This is a genomic window from Roseovarius sp. CAU 1744 (assembly GCF_039839345.1).
In the GTDB taxonomy this organism is placed as follows: Bacteria; Pseudomonadota; Alphaproteobacteria; order Rhodobacterales; family Rhodobacteraceae; genus Roseovarius.
Window position 1 is genome coordinate 169,712 of sequence record NZ_JBDOQV010000001.1, and the last position, 19,612, is coordinate 189,323.

Sequence of the window (19,612 nt, forward strand, 5' to 3'; positions counted from 1 at the left end):
ATGAGCCATTTCGATCTGGTCGTCATCGGATCGGGCCCGTCGGGCCGGTCCGCCGCCATCCAGGCGGGCAAGCTGAAACGCCGGGTGCTGGTGGTCGACCGCAAGGACCGGCTGGGCGGAGTGTCGGTGCATACCGGCACGATCCCGTCCAAGACCCTGCGCGAAACCGTGCTGAACCTGTCGGGCTGGCGCGAGCGCAGCTTTTACGGGCGCGCCTATCGGGTCAAGGACGATATCGAGGCGCAAGACCTGAAGGCCCGGCTGCACATGACGCTGGATTACGAGGTCGACGTCCTGGAACACCAGTTCAACCGCAACCATGTGGATACGATGATGGGCATGGCCCGTTTCGTCGACCCGCACACGATCGAGGTTGCAACCGAGGCCGGCGATGTCAGCACGGTTACCGCCGACCGGTTCCTGATCGCCACCGGCACCAAGACCTATCGCCCGGATTACGTACCGTTCAACGGAACCACCGTGGTCGACAGCGACGAGTTTCTGGAACTGGGGCAGATCCCGCGCAGCCTGACGGTTGTGGGCGCAGGCGTGATCGGGGTGGAATACGCCACGATGTTCTCGGCGCTGGATGTCCGGGTGACACTGATCGAGCCGCGCGAGAGTTTCCTGGATTTCATCGACCAGCAGACGATCCGCGAATTCACCCACCAGATCCGCGAAAACGGGGTTGACCTGCGGTTGGGTTCGGAAATCAGGAAGATCGAGGATATGGGCGAACATGTCGAGGTCACGATGGCCAATGGCCGGCACGTGCGCTCGGAAATGCTGCTCTTTGCCGCCGGGCGCATGGGGGCCACGGCCAAGCTGAACCTCGACAAGGTCGGGCTGGAAACCGATCACCGCGGGCGCCTGTCCGTCGATCGCAAATCCTATCAGACCGCCGTGCCGCATATCTATGCCACCGGCGACGTGATCGGCCACCCCAGCCTGGCCTCGACTTCGATCCAGCAAGGCCGGGTCGCCGCCTGCCACGCGCTCGAAGTACCGACCCTGCAGGAAAGCCCGTGGTTTCCCTACGGCATCTACTCGGTCCCTGAAATCAGCACCTGCGGCATGTCCGAGGAAGAGATGCAGGAGCGTGAAATCCCCTACGAAGTCGGCATCGCGCGTTTCCGTGAAACCAGCCGGGGCCATATCATGGGGCTGGAACACGGCATGCTGAAGATGCTGTTTTCGCTCAAGACCCGCCGGGTTCTGGGTGTGCAAATCGTGGGCGAGGGCGCGACCGAGCTCATTCACATCGCCCAGGCGGTGCTGAACCTGAAGGGCACGGTGGACTATTTCGTGCAGAACACGTTCAACTATCCGACCCTGGCCGAAGCCTACAAGATCGCCGGGCTGGACGCGTTCAACCGCATGCCGATTCCCGAGGAATTCAAGGTGAAGCGGGCGAAGAAAACGGCAAAACCCAAGTGACCGCGATCTACGTCGATGCCGATGCCTGCCCGGTCAAGGCCGAGGTCGAGCGGGTCGGTACCCGCCACGGGTTGCGCATGTTCATTGTCTCCAACGGCGGGCTGCGGCCGTCACAAAACCCGCTGGTTGAAACGGTGATCGTGCCCGATGGACCAGACGTGGCGGACATGTGGATCGCCGAGCGCGCGGGGCCCGGCGACGTGGTGGTGACCGGTGACATCCCGCTTGCCGCGAAATGTGTCGAGGCAGGCGCGCGGGTGCTGAAACACAACGGTGAGGCGCTGACCGCGGCCAATATCGGCAATGTGCTCGCCACCCGCGACCTGATGGCCGATCTGCGCGCCGCCGATCCGTTCCGGCAGGGCGGTGGCAAGGGTTTTGGCAAGGCGGATCGTTCCCGGTTTCTGGATGCGCTGGAACGCGCCGTCCGCGCATCGGCTGCCAAGCGCTAGAACCCCGGACGACGGGCGCACCCGAAGCCCCGCCGGCAACCGGCGGGGAAAATTTTGCGGGCTTTACAAATTCCGGACAGTACCCTTTGGTGGCGGCCTGAGAAATCCGGACCAGGTGCCATGACAACCGTCTCAGTTCAGCGATCCAACCTGACGGGTGCGCTCTGCGCCTTCGCGGCGGCGTTGTGCTTTTCGCTCAATGACGTGGGCATCAAGTTTCTCAGCGACAGCTACGCGCTGCATCAGGTCGTGCTCATCCGGTCATCGGTGGGCCTGATCACCCTGCTGGCGGTGATCATGCCGCTGTCGGGTGGCTGGCGGATCGTCCGTACGCGCCGGATCGGCTGGCATCTGCTGCGCGGGCTCTGCGTGGTGCTGGCCAATTCCTTTCTGTTCCTGGGGCTGGCGGCGATGCCGATTGCCGATGCGGTGGCGATCTTCTTTGTCTCGCCATTGCTGATCGCGCTGATGTCGATCCTGTTTCTGGGCGAGGTGGTGGGCCTGCGCCGCTGGGTGGCGATTGCCGTCGGTTTCGCCGGCGTGATGATCATCGTCAAACCCGGCACATCGGCCTTCCAGGTCGCCTCGGTCTTTCCGATTGCCGCGGCCTGTCTCTATGGCGTGATGCACATCGTCGCCCGGCGGATCGGCGGAACCGAAAGCGCGGCAACGATGACCTTCTATATCGTCATGACCTTTATCGTCGTCAGCGCCGGCGTCGGGCTTGCCATCGGCGATGGCCGCTTTGCCGGGCAGGCCCACCCGTCGCTCGATTTCCTGCTGCGCGCCTGGGCGCCGGTGGATATCGCGGATTTGCCGATCCTGGTGATGCTGGGCGTCAGCGGTGTCATGGGCGGTTACCTCATCAGCCAGGCCTACCGCCTGTCCGAGGCCGCCTTTGCCGCGCCGTTCGAATATGTCGCGATGCCGATGGCGATCATCTGGGGGATAACCGTGTTCGGCACCTTCCCGGACAGAATTGCGTGGATCGGGATTGCGCTGATCCTGGGATCGGGTTTGTATCTGGTCTGGCGGGAAGCGGTCAAAGGGCGCACAAGAGGCATCAGGCGACAGACATGACACAGGTACAGGCGGTGATCTTCGATATCGGCAACGTGCTGATCGAATGGCAGCCCGAGCGGTATTTTGACCGGGTGATCGGCCCCGAAAAACGCCGGGCGTTCATGGCCGAGGTGCCGTTCTTCGCGATGATGAACAGGATCGACGAAGGCGCCGATTTCGCCGACCAGATCGAGGACACCGCCCGGTCACATCCCGAATGGGCGCAGGCCATCCGCCTGGTCCGCGACCGCTGGTGTGACCTGGCCCAGCCGGCGATCCCCCATTCGGTGCGCCTGGCCGGGGCATTGCGGGAACGTGGCGTGCCAGTGTTCATCCTCAGCAATTTCGGTGCCGGGAATTTCCCCACCAGCCAGGCGCAATTCCCGTTCCTTCATGGCTTCGACCGCTATTACATCTCGGGCCGGATGAAGATGCGCAAACCCGATCCGGCGATCTATGCCGCGGTCGAGGCCGATTGCCGGCTGCCGCCCGAAACCCTGCTGTTTGCCGATGACCGGGACGAAAACATCGCTGCCGCCGCTGCCCGCGGCTGGCAGACCCATCTATTCACGACGCCTGCTGGCTGGGCCGACCGGCTTGTCGCCGCCGGCCTGCTGCGCAGAGAGGAGGCCGCATGACAATACCGTTCATTTCCTATGACGAGGGCGAAGCTAACCTGGACTGGCTGGCGCTCTGCAAGAGCATTGAGGCCGGCCACAAGCTGCCCAAGGCCGAAATCGGCGATACCTTCCTCTATCGCGACCCGGACACGTTGCTCAGCCGGGCGGCATGGGTGGACGGGCTGGGGGCGGCGGTCAAGACCGTAACGGTCTATCCGGGCAACCCGGATGCCGGCAAACCGCTGATCCACGGCGCGGTCACGCTCTTCTCGGACGCCGATGGTACGGTCGCCGCGGTTTTGGACGGTCAGCTTGTCACCAAGTGGAAAACCGCGGGCGACAGTCTTTATGCCGCGCTGCGCCTTGCCCGGCCCGACAGCGAAAACATTCTGATCGTGGGCGCGGGCACCGTGGGTTACAGCCTTTGGCAGGCCTATTCCGCAGGCTTCCCGAAGGCGCGGTTCACGCTCTGGAACCGGACCCGCGCGAATGCCGAGAAGATGGCGGCGGACTGTCCGGGCATGGCGGTCGCCGATGATCTGGAAACTGCGATCGGGGCCGCCGATATCGTCACCAGCGCCACCATGTCGACCGAGCCGCTGATCAAGGGGGACTGGTTTCGCCCCGGCCAGCATATCGACCTGATCGGCGCCTACCGCCCCGACATGCGCGAGGCAGACGATACCGCGCTGTCGCGCACGCGGATATTCTGCGACAGCCTTGATACGACGGTCGATCACATCGGAGAATTCAAGATTCCGATCGCGGCAGGCACCATCAGCCCGGATGATATCCAGGCGGATTATTATGCGCCCGAGGCGTTCAAACGCCGCTCGGACGATGACATCACGCTATTCAAGAATGGCGGCGGCGCGCATCTGGACCTGATGACCAGCCGCTATATCCTCGATGCCTGGACGGCCGCCGGATGAGCTGGCTGCTGCTGGCCCTGGTGGCAGCGGCAATCGCTGCACCCTACCTGGCCGAGAGGGGCCGCCCGCGGATGGGCGATCACCTTCGGCAACAGGCGCCGGGCCAATTCGTGACGCTGTCGCGCGGCGTGACCCATTATCAGTGGCGGGGCCCTGATGATGCGCCGGTCGCGGTTTGCGTTCACGGGCTGACCACGCCGTCCTTTGTCTGGGGGCCGATCGCGGAAGGCCTTGTGGCGATGGGGTTTCGGGTGCTCACGTATGACCTCTATGGCCGGGGGTATTCCGACCGGCCGCGCGGCGATCAGGATGCAGCGTTCTTCGTCGCGCAACTCGAAGAGCTGCTGGAAAATCAGCAGGTTGACGGCGAGTTCACTCTGATGGGCTATTCCATGGGCGGCGCAATCTCGGCCGCATATGCCGCAAAGCACCCGGGGCGGCTGCACCAGCTGGTCCTGCTGGCCCCTGCGGGGCTGGGGCATGATCTGGGCCCGATCGCCCGGCTGGTTGCCAATCGCAAATGGCTGGGCGGGTGGCTGATGATGGCCTGGTATGGCCGTTCCTACGCCCAGGCGCTGGAGGCCGAACGTGACCTACGCTCTGCCATCCCCGGCATCGTGGACCGGCAGAAATCCGAACTTGGCTATCGCGGGTTCCGCGGGGCGGTCCTGGCCTCGATGCGCGGCATACTGGACACCGAGCAGGAAGCCGACCACCGCCAGATCGCCGCCGCCGGCACACCGGTACTGGCCATCTGGGGCCGCGACGATGAGGTGATCCCGATCGCCGGCAAGCAGAAGCTGACCGGCTGGAACCCGGACGCGGTCAATGGCGTGGTCGAAGATGCCGGACATGCCCTGGCCTATACCCATCCCGGCGAGGTGATTGCGCTCCTGCGCAAGACGTTGATACTGCCCGGAAACGCCTGACACCCAGACAGAAGGAACCACCCCTTGCCCGCACCCGACTTGATGATCGCCTTTTTCGCCGCCACGATGGTCTTTGCCTACATGCCCGGCCCGGCACTGCTCTATACCGCGGCGCAGACCATTGCCCGGGGGCGCCGCGCGGGCTGGTTTGCGGCGCTGGGCATTCATGTGGGCGGCTATGTTCATGTCGTTGCCGCGGCCCTTGGGCTGGCGCTGCTGTTCACGGCGGTGCCGGTTCTCTACCTCACGCTGAAGCTTGTCGGGGCGGCCTATCTGATCTGGCTGGGGGTGCGGATGGCCATCGCTGCAAGGCAGACGGCGCCTGTATCCGATACCGTCAAACCCGGCCGCAATCCGGCCTTCTGGCAAAGCGTCACCGTCGAGGCGCTCAACCCCAAAACGGCGATCTTCTACCTTGCGTTTCTGCCGCAATTCACCGATCCGGCCGCCAGCCTGCCGATCTGGGCGCAGCTGTTTGTGCTGGGCGTGATCGTCAACGTGCTGTTCTCGTCGGCGGATATCCTGTGCGTTCTGCTGGCGGACAGGGTTGCGGGGCTGGTGCGGTCTTCGCAGGCAGGCGGGCGCCTGTTACAGCGGGCCGGTGGCGGCATTCTGGTCGCACTCGGGGTGAACCTGGCGCTCAACCGGCACTGACCGGCGCCGCGCCTGCGGGCGCGTCACGCAAGGTTAAGCGCGCGCTCGCGCACCGGCAGGTGCACGATGGCACTGAACGCGCCGACACCGACGCCGATCCACCAGACCACGTAGTAGTTGCCGTAGAGGTCGTACATCTGCCCCCCCAGCCACACGCCCAGGAAACTGCCCAGCTGATGGCTGAAGAAGATGATGCCGTAAAGCGTGCCCATGAAGCGCAGACCGTAGATATGCGCGATCAACCCGCTGGTCAGCGGTACCGTCGCCAGCCACGTCGCCCCCATGCAGAGCGAGAACAAGAGCACGGTGGCCGGTGTCATCGGCACCAGGATGAACGCGGCGGCGAATATCGTGCGCAGGGTATAAAGCCCGGCCAGCAGGTATTTCTTGGAATAGCGTTTGCCCAGCCAGCCGGCCAGCAGCGTGCCGGCGATATTGGCCAGGCCGATCAGCGCAATCGACGCGGCGCCAAGCGCCGATGTCGTGGTGATGCCCAGCCCGTGCAGAATCCCGCCCGGTGCGATCGGCCCGCAGACCTCGGTCACGAAGGCGGGAAAATGCGCGGTCACGAAGGCCAGCTGATAGCCGCAGCTGAAGAAGCCCAGGAAAATCAGCGTATAGGACGGATCGCGAAACGCCTTGCCCAGAACCTTGCCCAGGCTTTCCTCCAGCACTTGGCGGTTTGCCGGTTCGGGTGCGCGCATCAGCGGCAGCGTGGCAAGCACCGCCAGGATGATCCCGGCAAAGATCAGAAAGACCGATTGCCACCCCATGAAGCTCAGCAAGTACTCGGCCAGCGGCGGCCCAAAGACTTGCCCGCTGGAACCGGCCGCCGCCGCGATTGCCAGGCTCATCGACCGGTTGTCATCGCTGCTGGCCCGCCCGACGACGGCCAGGATCACGCCAAAGCCGGTGCCGGCGATGCCGAAGCCCACGATGATCTCGTAGACATGATGGGCCATCGGCGTGACCGCGAACGACGACAGCACCAGGCCCACGGAATACATGATCGCACCGATCACGATGGCTTTCCTGTCGCCGATCTTCTCGGCAATCGCGCCAAAGATCGGCTGGCCGATTCCCCACGCCAGGTTCTGGATGGCGATGGCCAGGCTGAACTCCGATCTCAGCCAGCCGAACTCCTCGGCGATCGGAATCTGGAACACCCCGAAGGACGCCCTGATTGCAAATGAAATCAACAGGATAATGCAGCCTGCGATCAATACTGGCGTGAATAAGGGTGTTGTCTTTGTCATCTGCTCACTCCGGGGAACGAAGCGCCACACTAAGCGCTCGGTCACGAGGGTCAAATCACCTGTTGTGATGACAAAGATCAATATCTGTTCGCACTTTCCAAGCCGGCGCAGGCGCGATATTCCGGTTTCATGGAGACGCTGCCCAAGAAATATGCACGCCTTGTCGCGGCGGGTGATCTGACACGCGATGACGCGCAAGAGGCGGTGATGCCCGAGTTCGAGCGTATCCGTGCGGGCCTGGCCGAGGCGCCCAGGAAGGGCTGGTTCCGAAAAGCGGCCGAGCCGCCAAAGGGCCTCTATATCTGGGGCGGGGTTGGGCGCGGCAAATCCATGCTGATGGACATGTTCGTCGAAACGCTCGATGTCCCGAACCGCCGGGTTCATTTCCACGCCTTCATGCAGGAAATCCACCGCGGCATGCACGCCGCCCGCCAGCGCGGCGAAAAGGATGCGCTCGCCCCGGTCGCCAGAGAGGTGGTTCAGTCGGTGCGGCTGCTGGCCTTTGACGAGATGCAGATCACCGACATTACCGACGCGATGATCGTGGGCCGGCTGTTCGAGGCGCTCTTTGCCGCCGGTGTCGTGGTCGTGACCACCTCGAACCGGGTGCCGGACGACCTCTACAAGGACGGGCTGAACCGGCAGCTCTTCCTGCCATTCATCGACCTGGTGAAGGAAAGGATGGTCGTGCATGAGATGGTCAGCCCGACCGATTACCGCCAGGACAAGCTGGCCGGCAGCCCGAGTTATTTCACCCCCATCAACGAAGAGACCCGCGCCCAGATTCGCGCCGTCTGGGAGGAGATTTCAGACGGCGAGAGCGAGCCGCTGACGCTGCATGTCAACAAGCGCGAGGTCGAATTGCCGGGTTTTCACAACGGTGTCGCCCGCGCCAGCTTCTACGATCTTTGCGGCAAACCTCTGGGGCCTGCGGATTATCTGGCCCTGGCCGAGGCCGCGCGGGTTCTGGTGCTGGAAAACATCCCGCAGCTCAGCCGATCGAATTTCAACGAGGCCAAGCGTTTCGTCACCCTGATCGACGCGCTCTACGAGGCCCGCGTGCGGCTGATCTGCACCGCCGCCGCGGCGCCGGAATACCTTTACATCGAAGGCGAAGGCACGTTCGAATTCGAACGCACCGCCAGCCGCCTGCGCGAAATGCAGTCCGAGGACTGGGGCCGCGAATAGCATCCGTCTGATGCAACGGTCCTCACGTCAATCACGAAGCTCGCGCATGGCAATCCGGTTCAGAGTGGTTAAACAAAGACATCAATGACGGCTTCGAGTCCAAAGCGGACACTCTAAGGCGCGCTATGAGTCTTCGTGTTTCTCACAAAGCGGCGTGTTAGAGTGCTGCGCGCTGATAACCGCAACCCGAAAAAACAGGTCTGTTTCTAGATTGGGAGATATCAGAATAGCAGGGTCTTCCCCACGGCACTTTACGGCTCCCACAAAAGGACGTTCTGGATGATATTTCCATTCAACCCAGAGGTAGGCAGGCTTTGGAAATCCTGCTTCGAAACCATTGCTCCATTCCTTCGCCAAATCTTTCCAACGTACGCGGGATTCTTCGTGCTCTCGAACCAGACATTGAACCCACGTACCCCTTTCGATCCTAGCTATTGCTACAAGGTTCTGTGTCGCGCTGTAAACTGAGTACTCTTTTATGCCGGGCAGCCCTATGGTGAATGGTGCTGGTTTGTATTTCTCCAATGGTTGGAAGCTTTGATCCACTATGACGCTTTCGCAAGCTTGGGTAAGCTCGATCCACGGTGATTTCGAATTTGCCCACGCAGCCTCTTGCATTCCAAAAGAGTTTATGGCGAGGAGAACCAAAACCCACACACGATTTGAATAAGTGAAGTTCACACTGGCACCCGACTAATCATATATTGAAGAGCAGTAGTTTGTTGTTGGGTCATCAATCTATGCTGCCTTTTTTCGTGGTGTTTTCTACTAGAACGAAAATCGGTCAAAATTGTGGAGGTTGGTGGCACGATTGAACGGCAGCTTTGTCCGCATTTCTGCCATCCGGCATTCTGTGTCCTTGCTATGTGTCAGCCTTAGTCCGACGCGTTCAGAAGCTTCGTCCGGCCGCTCGGTTAGGGAGCATCTTCCGGCATGGCGTATGGCGCAAAGCCATATCATAGCCATACATGGGTCAGCCATGAAATTTCCTTTGGCATCAGTGAATTAACTTGATTCTACCGTAAATCATCCTCAGATCAGTGTCCGCGCCAGTTCCGGCCCCAGACCGGCATCCGCGTTTTCCAGCGGCGCGCGCAGGTTCAGCCAGCGGGCATCGCCCGACTGATGGGCCTTGAGCGATTTCAGCGCCGGGATCAGCCCGCCCCGCTGGATCGCCTGCCGGTGTCGGTTGATCGCCGGCAGCATGTCGGCGGCGGCCTCCCATGCGCTCGCGGCGGCGTGATCGAACATCGCCCGGATCGCCGCCACGTTGGAATTGCAGCTGGCCGAGATACAGCCGCCGCCCCCGATCTTCATGGCGTCGATCAGGAAGCTTTCCGAACCGGGGAAAACCGAAATCCCCGGCGCGGCCTCGATCACCGCCTTCGTATTCTCCCAATCGCCCGAGCTGTCCTTGTAGGCCACGACCACCTCGGGGAAGGCCTGGTTGAGCCGGGCCGCCAGCGCCGGTGAGATGCCGATGCCGGTGTTTTGCGGGATGTGATAAAGACAGATCCTCAGCGCGTCCGAGGCGAGCCTTTCGATCAACTGGCTGAAATAGCGATAAAGACCTTCATCGCTGGCCGTCACGTAGAAGAAGGGCGGCAGGGTCATCACCCCGGCGCATCCCAGCTCAACCGCATGGCGCGACAGCGTCAGGGTTTCCTCAAGCGAATTCAGCCCCGTGCCCGGCATCAGCTGATCCGCGCGCGCGGCGCCGGATGAAATCAGCAGCTCAAGCATTTCCATCCGTTCGCGCGGCGCGTTGCTGAGCGCCTCGGACGTGGTGCCGAAGGGCGAAAGGTAATGCGCCCCCGCCGCCAGACATGCCGAGGCATGATCCAGATAGAGATCGGTGGCGATGGTCTGGTCGTCGTTATAGGGGGTCAGGATCGGGGTGATCACCCCGCGTATTCGGTCCGCCATTCCGGCACCTCTCCGCTCTAATACCCGCGCACGGGATTCACGATGTTTTTCAGGGTTTCGCCGTTCTGCCAGCGTCTCAGATTGTCGATGAAAAGCTCGAAGGACTGCATCGCCCACTCCGCATAGACGGCCGAGCAATGCGGCGAGACAATCACGTTTTCCAGCCCCCAGACATGGCTGTCGAAGGGCAGGGGCTCGGTCTCGAACACGTCCAGCGCCGCGCCCGCGATCGTGCCCGCGCGCATCGCGTTGACCAGTGCCGCATCGTCCAGCACCCCGCCGCGCGAGACATTGACCAGAATGGCCGAGGGTTTCATCGCCGCAAAGCTGCGCGCGTTCACCATGTGCCGTGTCGTCGGCAGCAGCGGCACGGACAGGACGATGAAATCCGCCCGGTGCCAGAGCGATTGCAGATCATCGCCGGGATGGACCTCGTCCACATTCTCCATCGGCTGGACGCGCGCGCGGGTGCCGATCACATGCAGGCCAAACGCCTTGGCCCGCGCGGCCACCGCCTGGCCGGTATGGCCCAGTCCGACGATCAGCATGGTCTTGCCCTCAAGCGGTGTCATCAGCCGCGGGTCGCGCCATTCACGCTCTGCCCGGTCGGCCTGAAGCCCGGGAATATCCAGGGTGAAATGCAGGATCGAGCCAAAAACATATTCGGCCATCATCGGGGCGGCCACGCCGGCCGAATTGGTCACGGTCACGGCCTCGGGATCCCAGCCCGCCAGGTGATCCACCCCGGACCCCCCAACCGAAATCCACTTTGGGCCGTCCGGACCCAGCAGCGCATCACGAGGGAATCCCGCACGCCCGCGAAAACAGATCGAATAAGCCACGTCAGGCCTGAAATCCCGGATCAGCGACGGCAGGTCATCATAGGTATCGCAGGTGGCAATCTGCGCGTCCGGCACCGCCTCGGTCAGGCGCGCGGCCATCTGGTCTGTCTTGCTGTTGTGGATCAGGATACGGGTCATGGGGCCTCAGGGTGCGGGGATTACGAGCCTAGCAAGCTGGGTGAATTTGCGCCCGGGTTCAAGCAGTCCGTCGCGCATCGCCCAGAGGGCATCCACGCGATCCACCGGGAGAGTCGCGCCAGCCATGTGGTGCAGTTTCTGCCTGACTTCCTGGTCGCTCATCGGGGCCTCTGGGCCACCGCGGGCATGGACATCGCCCGAGCACAACACTTGCCCATCGGTCAGCGTCACCTCGACATCCGACCAACGCCCCGCGGGGAAACGTTCCGAGTGGCGGGTGTCCTCGCTGGCCGTGATCCGCGGGATCAATGCGGCAACGCCCGGATCGCGCAACGCGGCCCCGGTCAGGTGTTCCGGCCCGATCCGGCCGTGCAAGAGCATGGTGGCCAGGGCAAAATGCAGGGAATACTGCGCCTGGCTGGTGGTGTCCGGCATGTCGGCAAAAAGCCGTGCGGCCTCGGCAAAGGTGCGCACCTGGATCTGCGCCACGCTTTCGGCGTTCATGCCCTGCTGTTGCATCAGCTGGTGCAACGCATCCAGCGCCGCATGGGCCCAGCGGCAGACGGGATAGGGCTTGATATAGTTCCGCGTCACCGTCCATGTCCGCCCCAGATCCTGCCAGTACCGTGCCACCTCGGGCGCCTCGGCGGTGATCGCCGGCGCGCCCTGAAATCCGCGCTGCGCCAGAAGCGTGGCCGAACACCCGACAAATGCGCCGATGCCCGATCCGTCATGCAGCATCGTCGGGTTGTCGATCTCGCGCATCATCTGGCTGCGCGGACCCTGATATTCGGCAATGCCAAGCGCTTGCCTCAGGATCTCGGGGTCCGTACGCTCCAGCCGGCACCCAAGCGCCGCGACGCCCAGGGCGTTCCACGCCCCCGATGTATGGTAATCGCTGACCGTTGCATGAAGCGCGATTCCGGCACGCGCCGCCACCTCGTATGATATGGCCAGCGCGGTCAGTGCCTCGCGCCCGGTCAGATCGGGATGGCGGGCGGCAAAGGCAAACAGCGCCGGCACAACCGCCACGCCGATATGGCCCTTGGTGGGATTGTAGCCGTCATGACCGTCCAGATTGTCGATCTGCGTGGCCAGCGCCCAGGCCGCGCCCGGCAGGCTGACGTGCCTGCCGTCAAACAGCATCGGCGCCGCGTTCTCCGGGCCGCCCGCTGCGTGAAAATCGCCGGCGAAGTCACGGGCGATGCCGGCCACGTCCAGCGATACTGCCCCGGCGGCGACCCCCAGCGTGTCGATCAGCAGCGTCGAGGCGAATTTCAGCGCCTCTTCCGGCACGGTCAGGGCCGGGTCCAGGATGAAATCCGCAAGCCCTGCAAACTGGGTGTCGGAACCTCTGATCATGACGTGCGCCGATCGAGAAGGGTGCCAAAACCAGCGGGCGCCGCGGCGCTGCCCACGGTTTCAAGCACCTGGAACATCATCGCCTGGTTCGAGGTAACAACAGGTTTGCCTGCCGCCTGCTCCAGCCGTGCGATCACCTCGACGCTGCGCATGTCGGTACAGGACAGAACGATCGCTTCGGCCTCCGGGCTGTCGGCGCGCCGGCCCAGATCAAATACCGCCTCCGGCGTCATCGCTCCCTGCCCGGTATTGTCCAGCCGCCCGGCGACGTCGGCGCGCGAAACGGTGGCAATGCCCTGATCTGCCAGAAACCCGATGGCGCGGTCATTCAGGCCGGTCACATAGGGCGAGGCGAAGCCGATCTTACGGACATCCAGCGCCCGCAATGCCGCCACGAGGGCACCCGCCGCCGTGACCGTCTGCGCCCCGCTGCGGGATTTGATCCGGGCGGCAAGGGCGTGGTCGAATTCAGGGCCATGAGACAGCGTTGCCGAGGTGCAGCCATAGAGGATCACGTCCGGCCTCACGCCCAGAAGAAGCTGCAGCGGCGCGTCCAAATCGGTTGCCCCCAGCCCGGCCATCTGATCCTCGTCGGGGATTTCCTCGGCATCATAGCCGCCGATCCGGGTGAAATGCAGCGACATGCCGGGCGGGGCAAGCAGCATCAGGTCCGGTTCGAGATTGGTGTTGGTGAAAGGCACCAAAACCCCGATCCGCGCTTTGCCGCGGTTTGTCATGACAGACCCTCTCGTTTGCACCAATCCTTCAGCACCTCGGCGGCCAACGCCATGTCATCCGCGACACCAATGGTCGCCCGCAGACATTCCGGCAGGTCAGCACCGCCCTGGGCGCGCAGAAAAATCCCTTCGGCGCGCAGAGCACTGTCAGCCGCCTGTGCCGCGCTCGCGGAAGGGAACCGGATCAACGCGAAATTGGTGAAGCTTTGCGGCAGGCAGAGGCTCGTGCCCTGCAGATCCGCGCGAAACCGGTCTCGTATCCCGGTGGTCAGGGCGCAGGTTTCCCGCATATAGCCCTGATCGCTCAGCGCCGCGGCGGCCGCCGCCTGTGACGCGGCGCTGACATTATTGGGGTTGAGAACCTTCCGAACCTCTGCAGCGATCGAGGCCGGGAACACGCCCCAGCCCACCCGCGCACCGGCCAGCCCATAGGCCTTTGAAAACGTGCGCAGAATCACGGCGTTGCCCCGGTCGACCAGATCGAAGCAGTGGTCTTGCGGCGTATCTGCAAACTCGCCATAGGCTTCGTCGATCACAAGCAGGACATCCTCCGGCAAGGTCTGGCGAAGCTGTGTCAGGTCGGCCGTGGAAATGCGGGTGCCGGTCGGGTTGCCGGGATTGGCGACAAAGACAATGCGCGTGGCGGGCGTTACCGCAGCAAGCAATGCCGCGGCATCCACGGTCAGATCCTTTTCCGGCGCGGTATCCAGCCGCGCCCCGGTCGCCAGCGTGGCAGTACGGAAAAACGGATAGGCATGTGCCGGGATCAGCGCCGCATCCCCCGGCGCCAGATAGGCGCGCGCCAGGCAACCGATCAGGTCAAGCGAACCATTGCCGCAGATGATTGCCGCCGGATCAATCCGATGAAGCGCCCCAATCGCGGCACGCAGGGTGGTCCAGTCCGGGTCGGGGTAAAGATGCTGATCGCGCGCCGCCCGTGCCGCAGCTTCGGCTGCCAGGGGACTTGGCGGGCGCAGGCTTTCGTTCTGGCAAAGCGAAACCAGACGCTTGCCCGGCGGGGCAGACAGGTCTGCCAGCGCATAGGCGTCCATCATGGCGACATGGGCGTTGGGCCGGATCATGGCGTTGCCCCTTTCGCGTCATTGGCCGCAGGGTCAACCAGCCCATCCTCGATGTCGCGCCGGACCGCACCGGCATCGCGTTGCTCCGGCGGGCCATATCCGCCCCCGCCCGGCGTCTCGAGAATCAGGCTTGCCCCCGCCGGTATGCGGAACTCGCCCTTGGCGGGCAGGTCGGGCCCATCCGCGCCAATGCGCAGCCGTCCGGCGCGCCCCGGCCTGCCACCATGACGGCCCGCGGCGGGAAACCGGATGCGTTCAACCGAGAGAAAGGCCAGAAAATCCTCATGCGTGGCCGAACAGATCTCGATATGCTGGCCCAGCCCGCCACGATATGTCCCCGCGCCGCCGCTGCCCGGCAACAGCTCTCGGCGGGTGATGAGGACCGGCGCCGTGGCCTCAGTCGGTTCTACCTGACTGCCCCAGACCCCGCTGGGAAAGGCGGTGGCCGACAGCCCGTCTTTCGTGGGCCGCGCCCCGGTCCCGCCGTTATAGACCAGCTCCAGCGCAAATTGCGTCCCGCCGTCACGCGCCGCCTCGGGCGTGTGCCTGAGCGGCACGTCGTAAAGGCAGGATGCGCCTTCGGCGGGAACCTTGTCGGGCAGGGCCTGCACCAGACAGCCATAGACCAGATCGGGCGTCATCTGCCCCAGCGAATGGCGCATCGCCACAGGCGCCGGGTGCTGCGCGTTCAGGATACAGCCGGGCGGGCCGGCGACGCGAAACGGCTCCAGCGAGCCGGCGTTGTTGGGAATGTCCGGCCCGATGATGCAGCGCAGCGCAAAGACGGAATAGGCGGTGGCATAGTTCAGCGGTACGTTGATACCCTTATCCGAGCAGCCGGAAGTGCCGTCATAGTCCAGCAGGACATGGTCATCGGTCACGGTAAGCGTCGCGGCCAGCTTGATCGGCCTGTCATAACCGTCGACTATCAGCTCGTGGCGATAGGTGCCGTTGGGCACATCGGCGATCGCGTCCAGCGTACCGCGACAGGAGGTGCCGATGATATATTCCGCCAGATCGTCCAGATCGTCGATGCCGAATTCCCGCATCATCTCGGCCAGGCGTCGCGCGCCGGTCTCGCAGCAGGCGATCAGCGCATAGATGTCGCCCTCGTTGGCAATGGGTTCGCGGGAATTCACCCGGATAATCTCCATCAGGAAATCATTCAGGTTCCCCGCATCCACCAGCTTGCAGGGCGGGATCATCAGACCCTCGTCATAGATATCCGAGCCTTCCGGCCCCATCCCCTTGCCCCCAAGATCGGCCAGATGCGAGGTGCAGGAGGTGAAACCAACCACCCGCCCGCCGAAGAAAACCGGCTGCATCAGCAGGAAATCGTTCAGGTGGCCGGATGCCAGCCACGGGTCATTGGTCATGTAGATGTCGCCGGGCTTCATGTCCTGCACCGGAAACCTGTCCCGCAGGTGCCTGACCGCCTCTGCCATCGTGTTGATATGCCCGGGCGTGCCGGTCACCGCCTGCGCCAGCATACGGCCGCGTATGTCAAAGATCCCGGCCGAGATATCGCCGCTTTCGCGCACGATCGGGCTGAAGGCGGCGCGGATCAGCGCCTGACCCTGTTCCTCGACCACGGCCAGAAGGCGGTTCCACATGACTTGCAGGCGGGTCTTTGGGATCTTTGTCATTGGTTTGCCTCCGGTCGGGTCAGGATGAGATTGCCATCGCCATCGACCTCGGCGCCGAAATCGGCGCTGACATAGGTGGTTGTCTGCGGCTCGACGACAAGGGCTGGGCCGGTCAGCACCTTACCCGGCACCAATGCCGCACGGTCGTAGACATCCGCGGCTCGGCGCGATTGCGTCACCTCGCACCAGATCTCGTGTTGCCGCTGCGGATTGGCGCGGGTTTTCTTGCGGGGCGCAGGTGTGGATGCGGGGGCGGTCACGCCGGTCGCCAGGCGGATCGACCAGTTGAGGATTTCAATCACCATGCCCGGCACGGACCGGGCAAACTGGCGGCTGTATTCAGCCTCGAAGGCGGCGCGCAGGTTGTCCTTGTCGGCGGTTGTCAGGGGGCGGTCGGGCAACGGTATTTCGATCTCGTGCCCCTGCCCGTGATAGCGCATATAGGCGATGCGGGTGCAGGTCAGCTCTCCGTCCGGGCTGCCGGCGCGCACGACCTCGGCAGCCTCGGCAATCATGGCATCCAGAAAACCGTTCAGCCGGGGCATGTCCAGCGCGTCCAGCGTGGCATACATGCTGCGCACGATCTCAAAGGATACGGAAGCGTATAGAAAGCCGACAGCCGACCCGACACCCGGATCACGGGGGATCAGGATGCGCCCAACGCCGGCCCGCCTTGCGACGCGGGTGGCGTGCAGCGGGCCATTGCCGCCAAAGGCGATCATGGTGCGTGCGCCCAGATCCTTGCCGGATTCCACCGCGTGCATCCGCCCCGCGCCCGCTATGCTTTCGTCGACAATCTCGGCGATGCCCGCAGCCGCGGCATCTTCATCTGTTCCGAGCGGCGCGGCCACCGTCGTGGTGATCGCCGTTTCGGCCGCATTCATATCAATCGCCAACCGCCCTTCGGCGAAACTGGCGGGTTCGATCAGGCCCAAGAGGATATCGGCATCGGTCACGGTCGCCTGCGCACCGCCCTTGGCAAAGGCCGCCGGCCCGGGTTCGCTGCCTGCGCTCTGCGGACCGACCTGAAGCCGCCCCAGGCGGTCCACGCTGGCGATGGATCCGCCCCCGGCGCCGATCTCGATCATTTCCAGAACCGGGATGCGCACCGGCATCCCCGAGCCCTTGATGAACCTTTCCGCCCGGGCAATCTCGAACCTGCGGGCGCTTTGCGGGCGGAATTGGTCGATCAGGCAGAGCTTGGCGGTGGTGCCGCCCATGTCAAAGGACAGAACCTGATCCAACCCCGCTGTCTCCGCAATCCGCGCCGCCAGGATCGCCCCCCCGGCGGGGCCGGATTCCACCAGCCTTATCGGCAATTGCGCCGCCGTTTCCAGTGTTGTCATCCCGCCGCCGGCGGTCATCATCAGGATCGGGCAACGCAGGCCCCGGGCGCTGAATTGGCGCGCGAAATCAGACAGGTAACGCGCCATCAGCGGTTGGATATAGGCGTTGGCAATCGTGGTGCAGAGCCGGTCAAACTCGCGTGCCTCGGGGCTCACCTGCGACGAGATCGAAATGGTGGCATCCGGCAATTCGGCCGCCAGCAGGTCACGCAACCGCTGCTCATGTGCGGGGTTGGCATAGGCGTGCAGCAGGCAGATCGCGACCGCTTCGGCCTTGCAGGCACGTAGTTCCGCCACCAGGTCGGGAATGCTCTGTTCGGCCAGGGGAGTCAGTTCCCGCCCATGCGCATCCATACGCCCCCGGATGGTGAAGGCGCGGGAGCGCGGCACGATCAGGTCGGGTTTCTCGATATTGATGTCATACTGGCTGTAGCGCCGCTCATAGGCGATCTCGAGGATGTCCCGGAACCCTTCGTTGGTAATCGTGGCGACCCGCGCGCCCCGGCGTTCGATCAGCGCGTTGGTGGCCAGCGTCGTGCCGTGGATGAAACCCGCAATCTGGTCGAAACCAGCGCCGGCAGTCCGCAGGGCACGGTCAACGCCATCCAGGGCGCCCAGCGTGGGATCGGCGGGTGTTGTCGGTGTCTTGCAGGTTGCCAGCACGGTGCCGGCACCGTCCATCAGGACCGTATCGGTGAAGGTGCCGCCGATATCGACGGCCACGCGTAGCAAGGGCTTTGCTGCCATGGGTTTTCCCGGTGAAAAGCGTCGTGTGTCGCGATGAAACGCAGGGTGCGCGCTGCGCCGGCGCGCGATGATCGGATCACCGGCCTAGACGACCAGTGCGAACCCTACGGCGCGACGACCGTCGCGGTGATCGTTGACCTTGGGGGCCATATCGCGGAACTCTCGCTTTGTCCTGCCGCGACGCTGCGCCGCAATCGCGATTCTGTCAAGCACTAGCTTTCCGCCACTACGGAACCTCTGTTACCGCTTGCTGGCCGACCGGTCCGATACAGTCCGCAATCCGGCGGACCAGTTCCGTTCTGGCCATATCGGCAAACCGCGCAGGCAGGGCCCCCAGTTCGTCTTCGCGCGCCAGCACCGTGATCGAACGTGTCATGCCCGCCACGGGCATCGGCGAAACATCCAGCGCCATCTGCTCGGCAAACCCGTCGATCAGCAAGGTCGGGGTCAGAAAGGTCACACCGACACCGTTGGCCACGCAGGCCGTCACCATGCTTGAACGATCCGTCTGAACGACCTTCGGCGCGCGCAGCTTGAGGCGGCGCAGGTGCTGCTCGATCTGGCGGCCCACGCTGGTTGTGTCGGCAAAGCGCACCAGCGGCATACGCTCGAGTATGGTGTGCAGATCGTCACGTGGCCCGGCGTAGCCCCTGGGCAGCACCAGCAGGTAGCGTTCCTGCAGAACCGGATGCCGTTCCAGCCCGTCCATATCGTAGAACGGATCGGACGTGATGGCGATATCCGCCCGGCGGGTTCGCAGCAGCGTCTCATGGTCACGGCTCAGCCCGGCATGGATCGACACATCCTGAACCCGGAACTCGTTCTGCGCCGAGGCGACGAGCAATGGCGTCAACGTGGTGGCGATCGAGGCCAGGATGCCGATACGCAACACGCTGATCGGGTTCGGCCCACTATGGCGCATTCGGGTGGTAAGATCCTCGACCGCGTTCAGAATCTCGGTGGCGTGGCGATGCAGCAGACCGCCCACCTGAGTCAGGCGAACGGGGCGCACCGAACGATCCAGCAATTGCGCCCCGAACATTCGTTCCAGCGTCGCGATCTGCTGAGAGGCCGCCGATTGCGTGATGCCCAGAAGTTGCGCCGCCGCGGTCATCTGGCCGGTCTCCGCCACCGCGACGAAAACCTCGATCGCCTTGAACAGGTTGCTGTCAGAGAGGGTGCGTGGAGGCATATTAGCGGTCCGGGGCTGGCTACTATTAATTTTCCTAATGCTGTATCGGGCGAATTGATTGCGC

Annotated in this window: 19 protein-coding genes; 9 read left to right on the top strand and 10 right to left on the bottom strand. The window is 63.7% G+C overall.

Annotated features, from left to right (window positions below):
* The 7 genes from sthA to AAFO92_RS00880 all read left to right on the top strand — a co-directional run bounded on the left by sthA (window position 1) and on the right by AAFO92_RS00880 (window position 6,086).
* Window positions 1-1,437 (top strand): Si-specific NAD(P)(+) transhydrogenase, encoded by a 1,437-nt coding sequence (gene sthA / locus AAFO92_RS00850; RefSeq protein WP_347532545.1) that lies wholly within the window; start codon window positions 1-3, stop codon window positions 1,435-1,437.
* A complete protein-coding gene (locus tag AAFO92_RS00855; protein ID WP_347532546.1) occupies window positions 1,434-1,889 on the top strand; it encodes a YaiI/YqxD family protein in 456 nt (151 codons plus the stop codon). Before sthA ends, AAFO92_RS00855 begins: the two co-directional genes overlap by 4 nt.
* Window positions 1,890-2,009: 120 nt before the next feature.
* Window positions 2,010-2,969 (top strand): DMT family transporter, encoded by a 960-nt coding sequence (locus AAFO92_RS00860; RefSeq protein WP_347532548.1) that lies wholly within the window; start codon window positions 2,010-2,012, stop codon window positions 2,967-2,969.
* On the top strand, window positions 2,966-3,589 hold the full coding sequence (locus tag AAFO92_RS00865; RefSeq protein WP_347532549.1) for an HAD family phosphatase: 624 nt from the start codon (window positions 2,966-2,968) through the stop codon (window positions 3,587-3,589). Before AAFO92_RS00860 ends, AAFO92_RS00865 begins: the two co-directional genes overlap by 4 nt.
* Complete coding sequence (locus AAFO92_RS00870) at window positions 3,586-4,503, top strand: ornithine cyclodeaminase (protein ID WP_347532550.1); 918 nt, start codon at window positions 3,586-3,588, stop codon at window positions 4,501-4,503. The genes AAFO92_RS00865 and AAFO92_RS00870 overlap by 4 nt, the downstream gene beginning before the upstream one ends.
* Window positions 4,500-5,432 (top strand): alpha/beta hydrolase, encoded by a 933-nt coding sequence (locus AAFO92_RS00875; protein WP_347532551.1) that lies wholly within the window; start codon window positions 4,500-4,502, stop codon window positions 5,430-5,432. Before AAFO92_RS00870 ends, AAFO92_RS00875 begins: the two co-directional genes overlap by 4 nt.
* 24 nt (window positions 5,433-5,456) lie before the next feature.
* Window positions 5,457-6,086 (top strand): LysE family translocator, encoded by a 630-nt coding sequence (locus tag AAFO92_RS00880; protein WP_347532552.1) that lies wholly within the window; start codon window positions 5,457-5,459, stop codon window positions 6,084-6,086.
* Window positions 6,087-6,109: 23 nt separating this feature from the next.
* Here AAFO92_RS00880 and AAFO92_RS00885 read toward each other — a convergent pair whose 3' ends face one another.
* Complete coding sequence (locus tag AAFO92_RS00885; protein ID WP_347532553.1) at window positions 6,110-7,342, bottom strand: MFS transporter; 1,233 nt, start codon at window positions 7,340-7,342, stop codon at window positions 6,110-6,112.
* A gap of 129 nt (window positions 7,343-7,471) precedes the next feature.
* Here AAFO92_RS00885 and zapE point away from each other — a divergent pair, with 129 nt between their 5' ends.
* Complete coding sequence (gene zapE, locus AAFO92_RS00890) at window positions 7,472-8,530, top strand: cell division protein ZapE (protein ID WP_347532554.1); 1,059 nt, start codon at window positions 7,472-7,474, stop codon at window positions 8,528-8,530.
* Window positions 8,531-8,653: 123 nt separating this feature from the next.
* Here zapE and AAFO92_RS00895 read toward each other — a convergent pair whose 3' ends face one another.
* The 8 genes from AAFO92_RS00895 to AAFO92_RS00930 all read right to left on the bottom strand — a co-directional run bounded on the left by AAFO92_RS00895 (window position 8,654) and on the right by AAFO92_RS00930 (window position 18,356).
* Window positions 8,654-9,211, bottom strand: a complete 558-nt coding sequence (locus AAFO92_RS00895) for a hypothetical protein (protein ID WP_347532555.1) — start codon at window positions 9,209-9,211, stop codon at window positions 8,654-8,656.
* A 351-nt stretch (window positions 9,212-9,562) separates the two neighbouring features.
* The gene (locus AAFO92_RS00900; protein ID WP_347532556.1) at window positions 9,563-10,456 is read right to left on the bottom strand and encodes a dihydrodipicolinate synthase family protein; all 894 of its coding nucleotides are present in this window, start codon (window positions 10,454-10,456) and stop codon (window positions 9,563-9,565) included.
* Between the two features lie 17 nt (window positions 10,457-10,473).
* A complete protein-coding gene (locus tag AAFO92_RS00905; protein ID WP_347532557.1) occupies window positions 10,474-11,436 on the bottom strand; it encodes a D-2-hydroxyacid dehydrogenase in 963 nt (320 codons plus the stop codon).
* Between the two features lie 6 nt (window positions 11,437-11,442).
* Entirely contained in the window at window positions 11,443-12,798 is a 1,356-nt protein-coding gene (locus tag AAFO92_RS00910; RefSeq protein ID WP_347532558.1) for an MmgE/PrpD family protein, read from the bottom strand.
* On the bottom strand, window positions 12,795-13,535 hold the full coding sequence (locus AAFO92_RS00915) for an Asp/Glu racemase (protein WP_347532559.1): 741 nt from the start codon (window positions 13,533-13,535) through the stop codon (window positions 12,795-12,797). The genes AAFO92_RS00910 and AAFO92_RS00915 overlap by 4 nt, the downstream gene beginning before the upstream one ends.
* On the bottom strand, window positions 13,532-14,617 hold the full coding sequence (locus tag AAFO92_RS00920; protein ID WP_347532560.1) for a histidinol-phosphate transaminase: 1,086 nt from the start codon (window positions 14,615-14,617) through the stop codon (window positions 13,532-13,534). Before AAFO92_RS00920 ends, AAFO92_RS00915 begins: the two co-directional genes overlap by 4 nt.
* Entirely contained in the window at window positions 14,614-16,263 is a 1,650-nt protein-coding gene (locus AAFO92_RS00925; RefSeq protein WP_347532561.1) for a hydantoinase B/oxoprolinase family protein, read from the bottom strand. Before AAFO92_RS00925 ends, AAFO92_RS00920 begins: the two co-directional genes overlap by 4 nt.
* Window positions 16,260-18,356, bottom strand: a complete 2,097-nt coding sequence (locus tag AAFO92_RS00930; protein WP_347532562.1) for a hydantoinase/oxoprolinase family protein — start codon at window positions 18,354-18,356, stop codon at window positions 16,260-16,262. The genes AAFO92_RS00925 and AAFO92_RS00930 overlap by 4 nt, the downstream gene beginning before the upstream one ends.
* 33 nt (window positions 18,357-18,389) lie before the next feature.
* On the opposite strand from AAFO92_RS00930, the gene AAFO92_RS00935 reads away from it, so the two are divergent.
* Window positions 18,390-18,572, top strand: coding sequence for a hypothetical protein (locus AAFO92_RS00935; RefSeq protein ID WP_347532564.1), 183 nt, complete (start codon window positions 18,390-18,392; stop codon window positions 18,570-18,572).
* A 10-nt stretch (window positions 18,573-18,582) separates the two neighbouring features.
* Here AAFO92_RS00935 and AAFO92_RS00940 read toward each other — a convergent pair whose 3' ends face one another.
* The gene (locus AAFO92_RS00940) at window positions 18,583-19,548 is read right to left on the bottom strand and encodes a LysR family transcriptional regulator (RefSeq protein ID WP_347532565.1); all 966 of its coding nucleotides are present in this window, start codon (window positions 19,546-19,548) and stop codon (window positions 18,583-18,585) included.
* Between the last annotated feature and the right edge of the window lie 64 nt (window positions 19,549-19,612).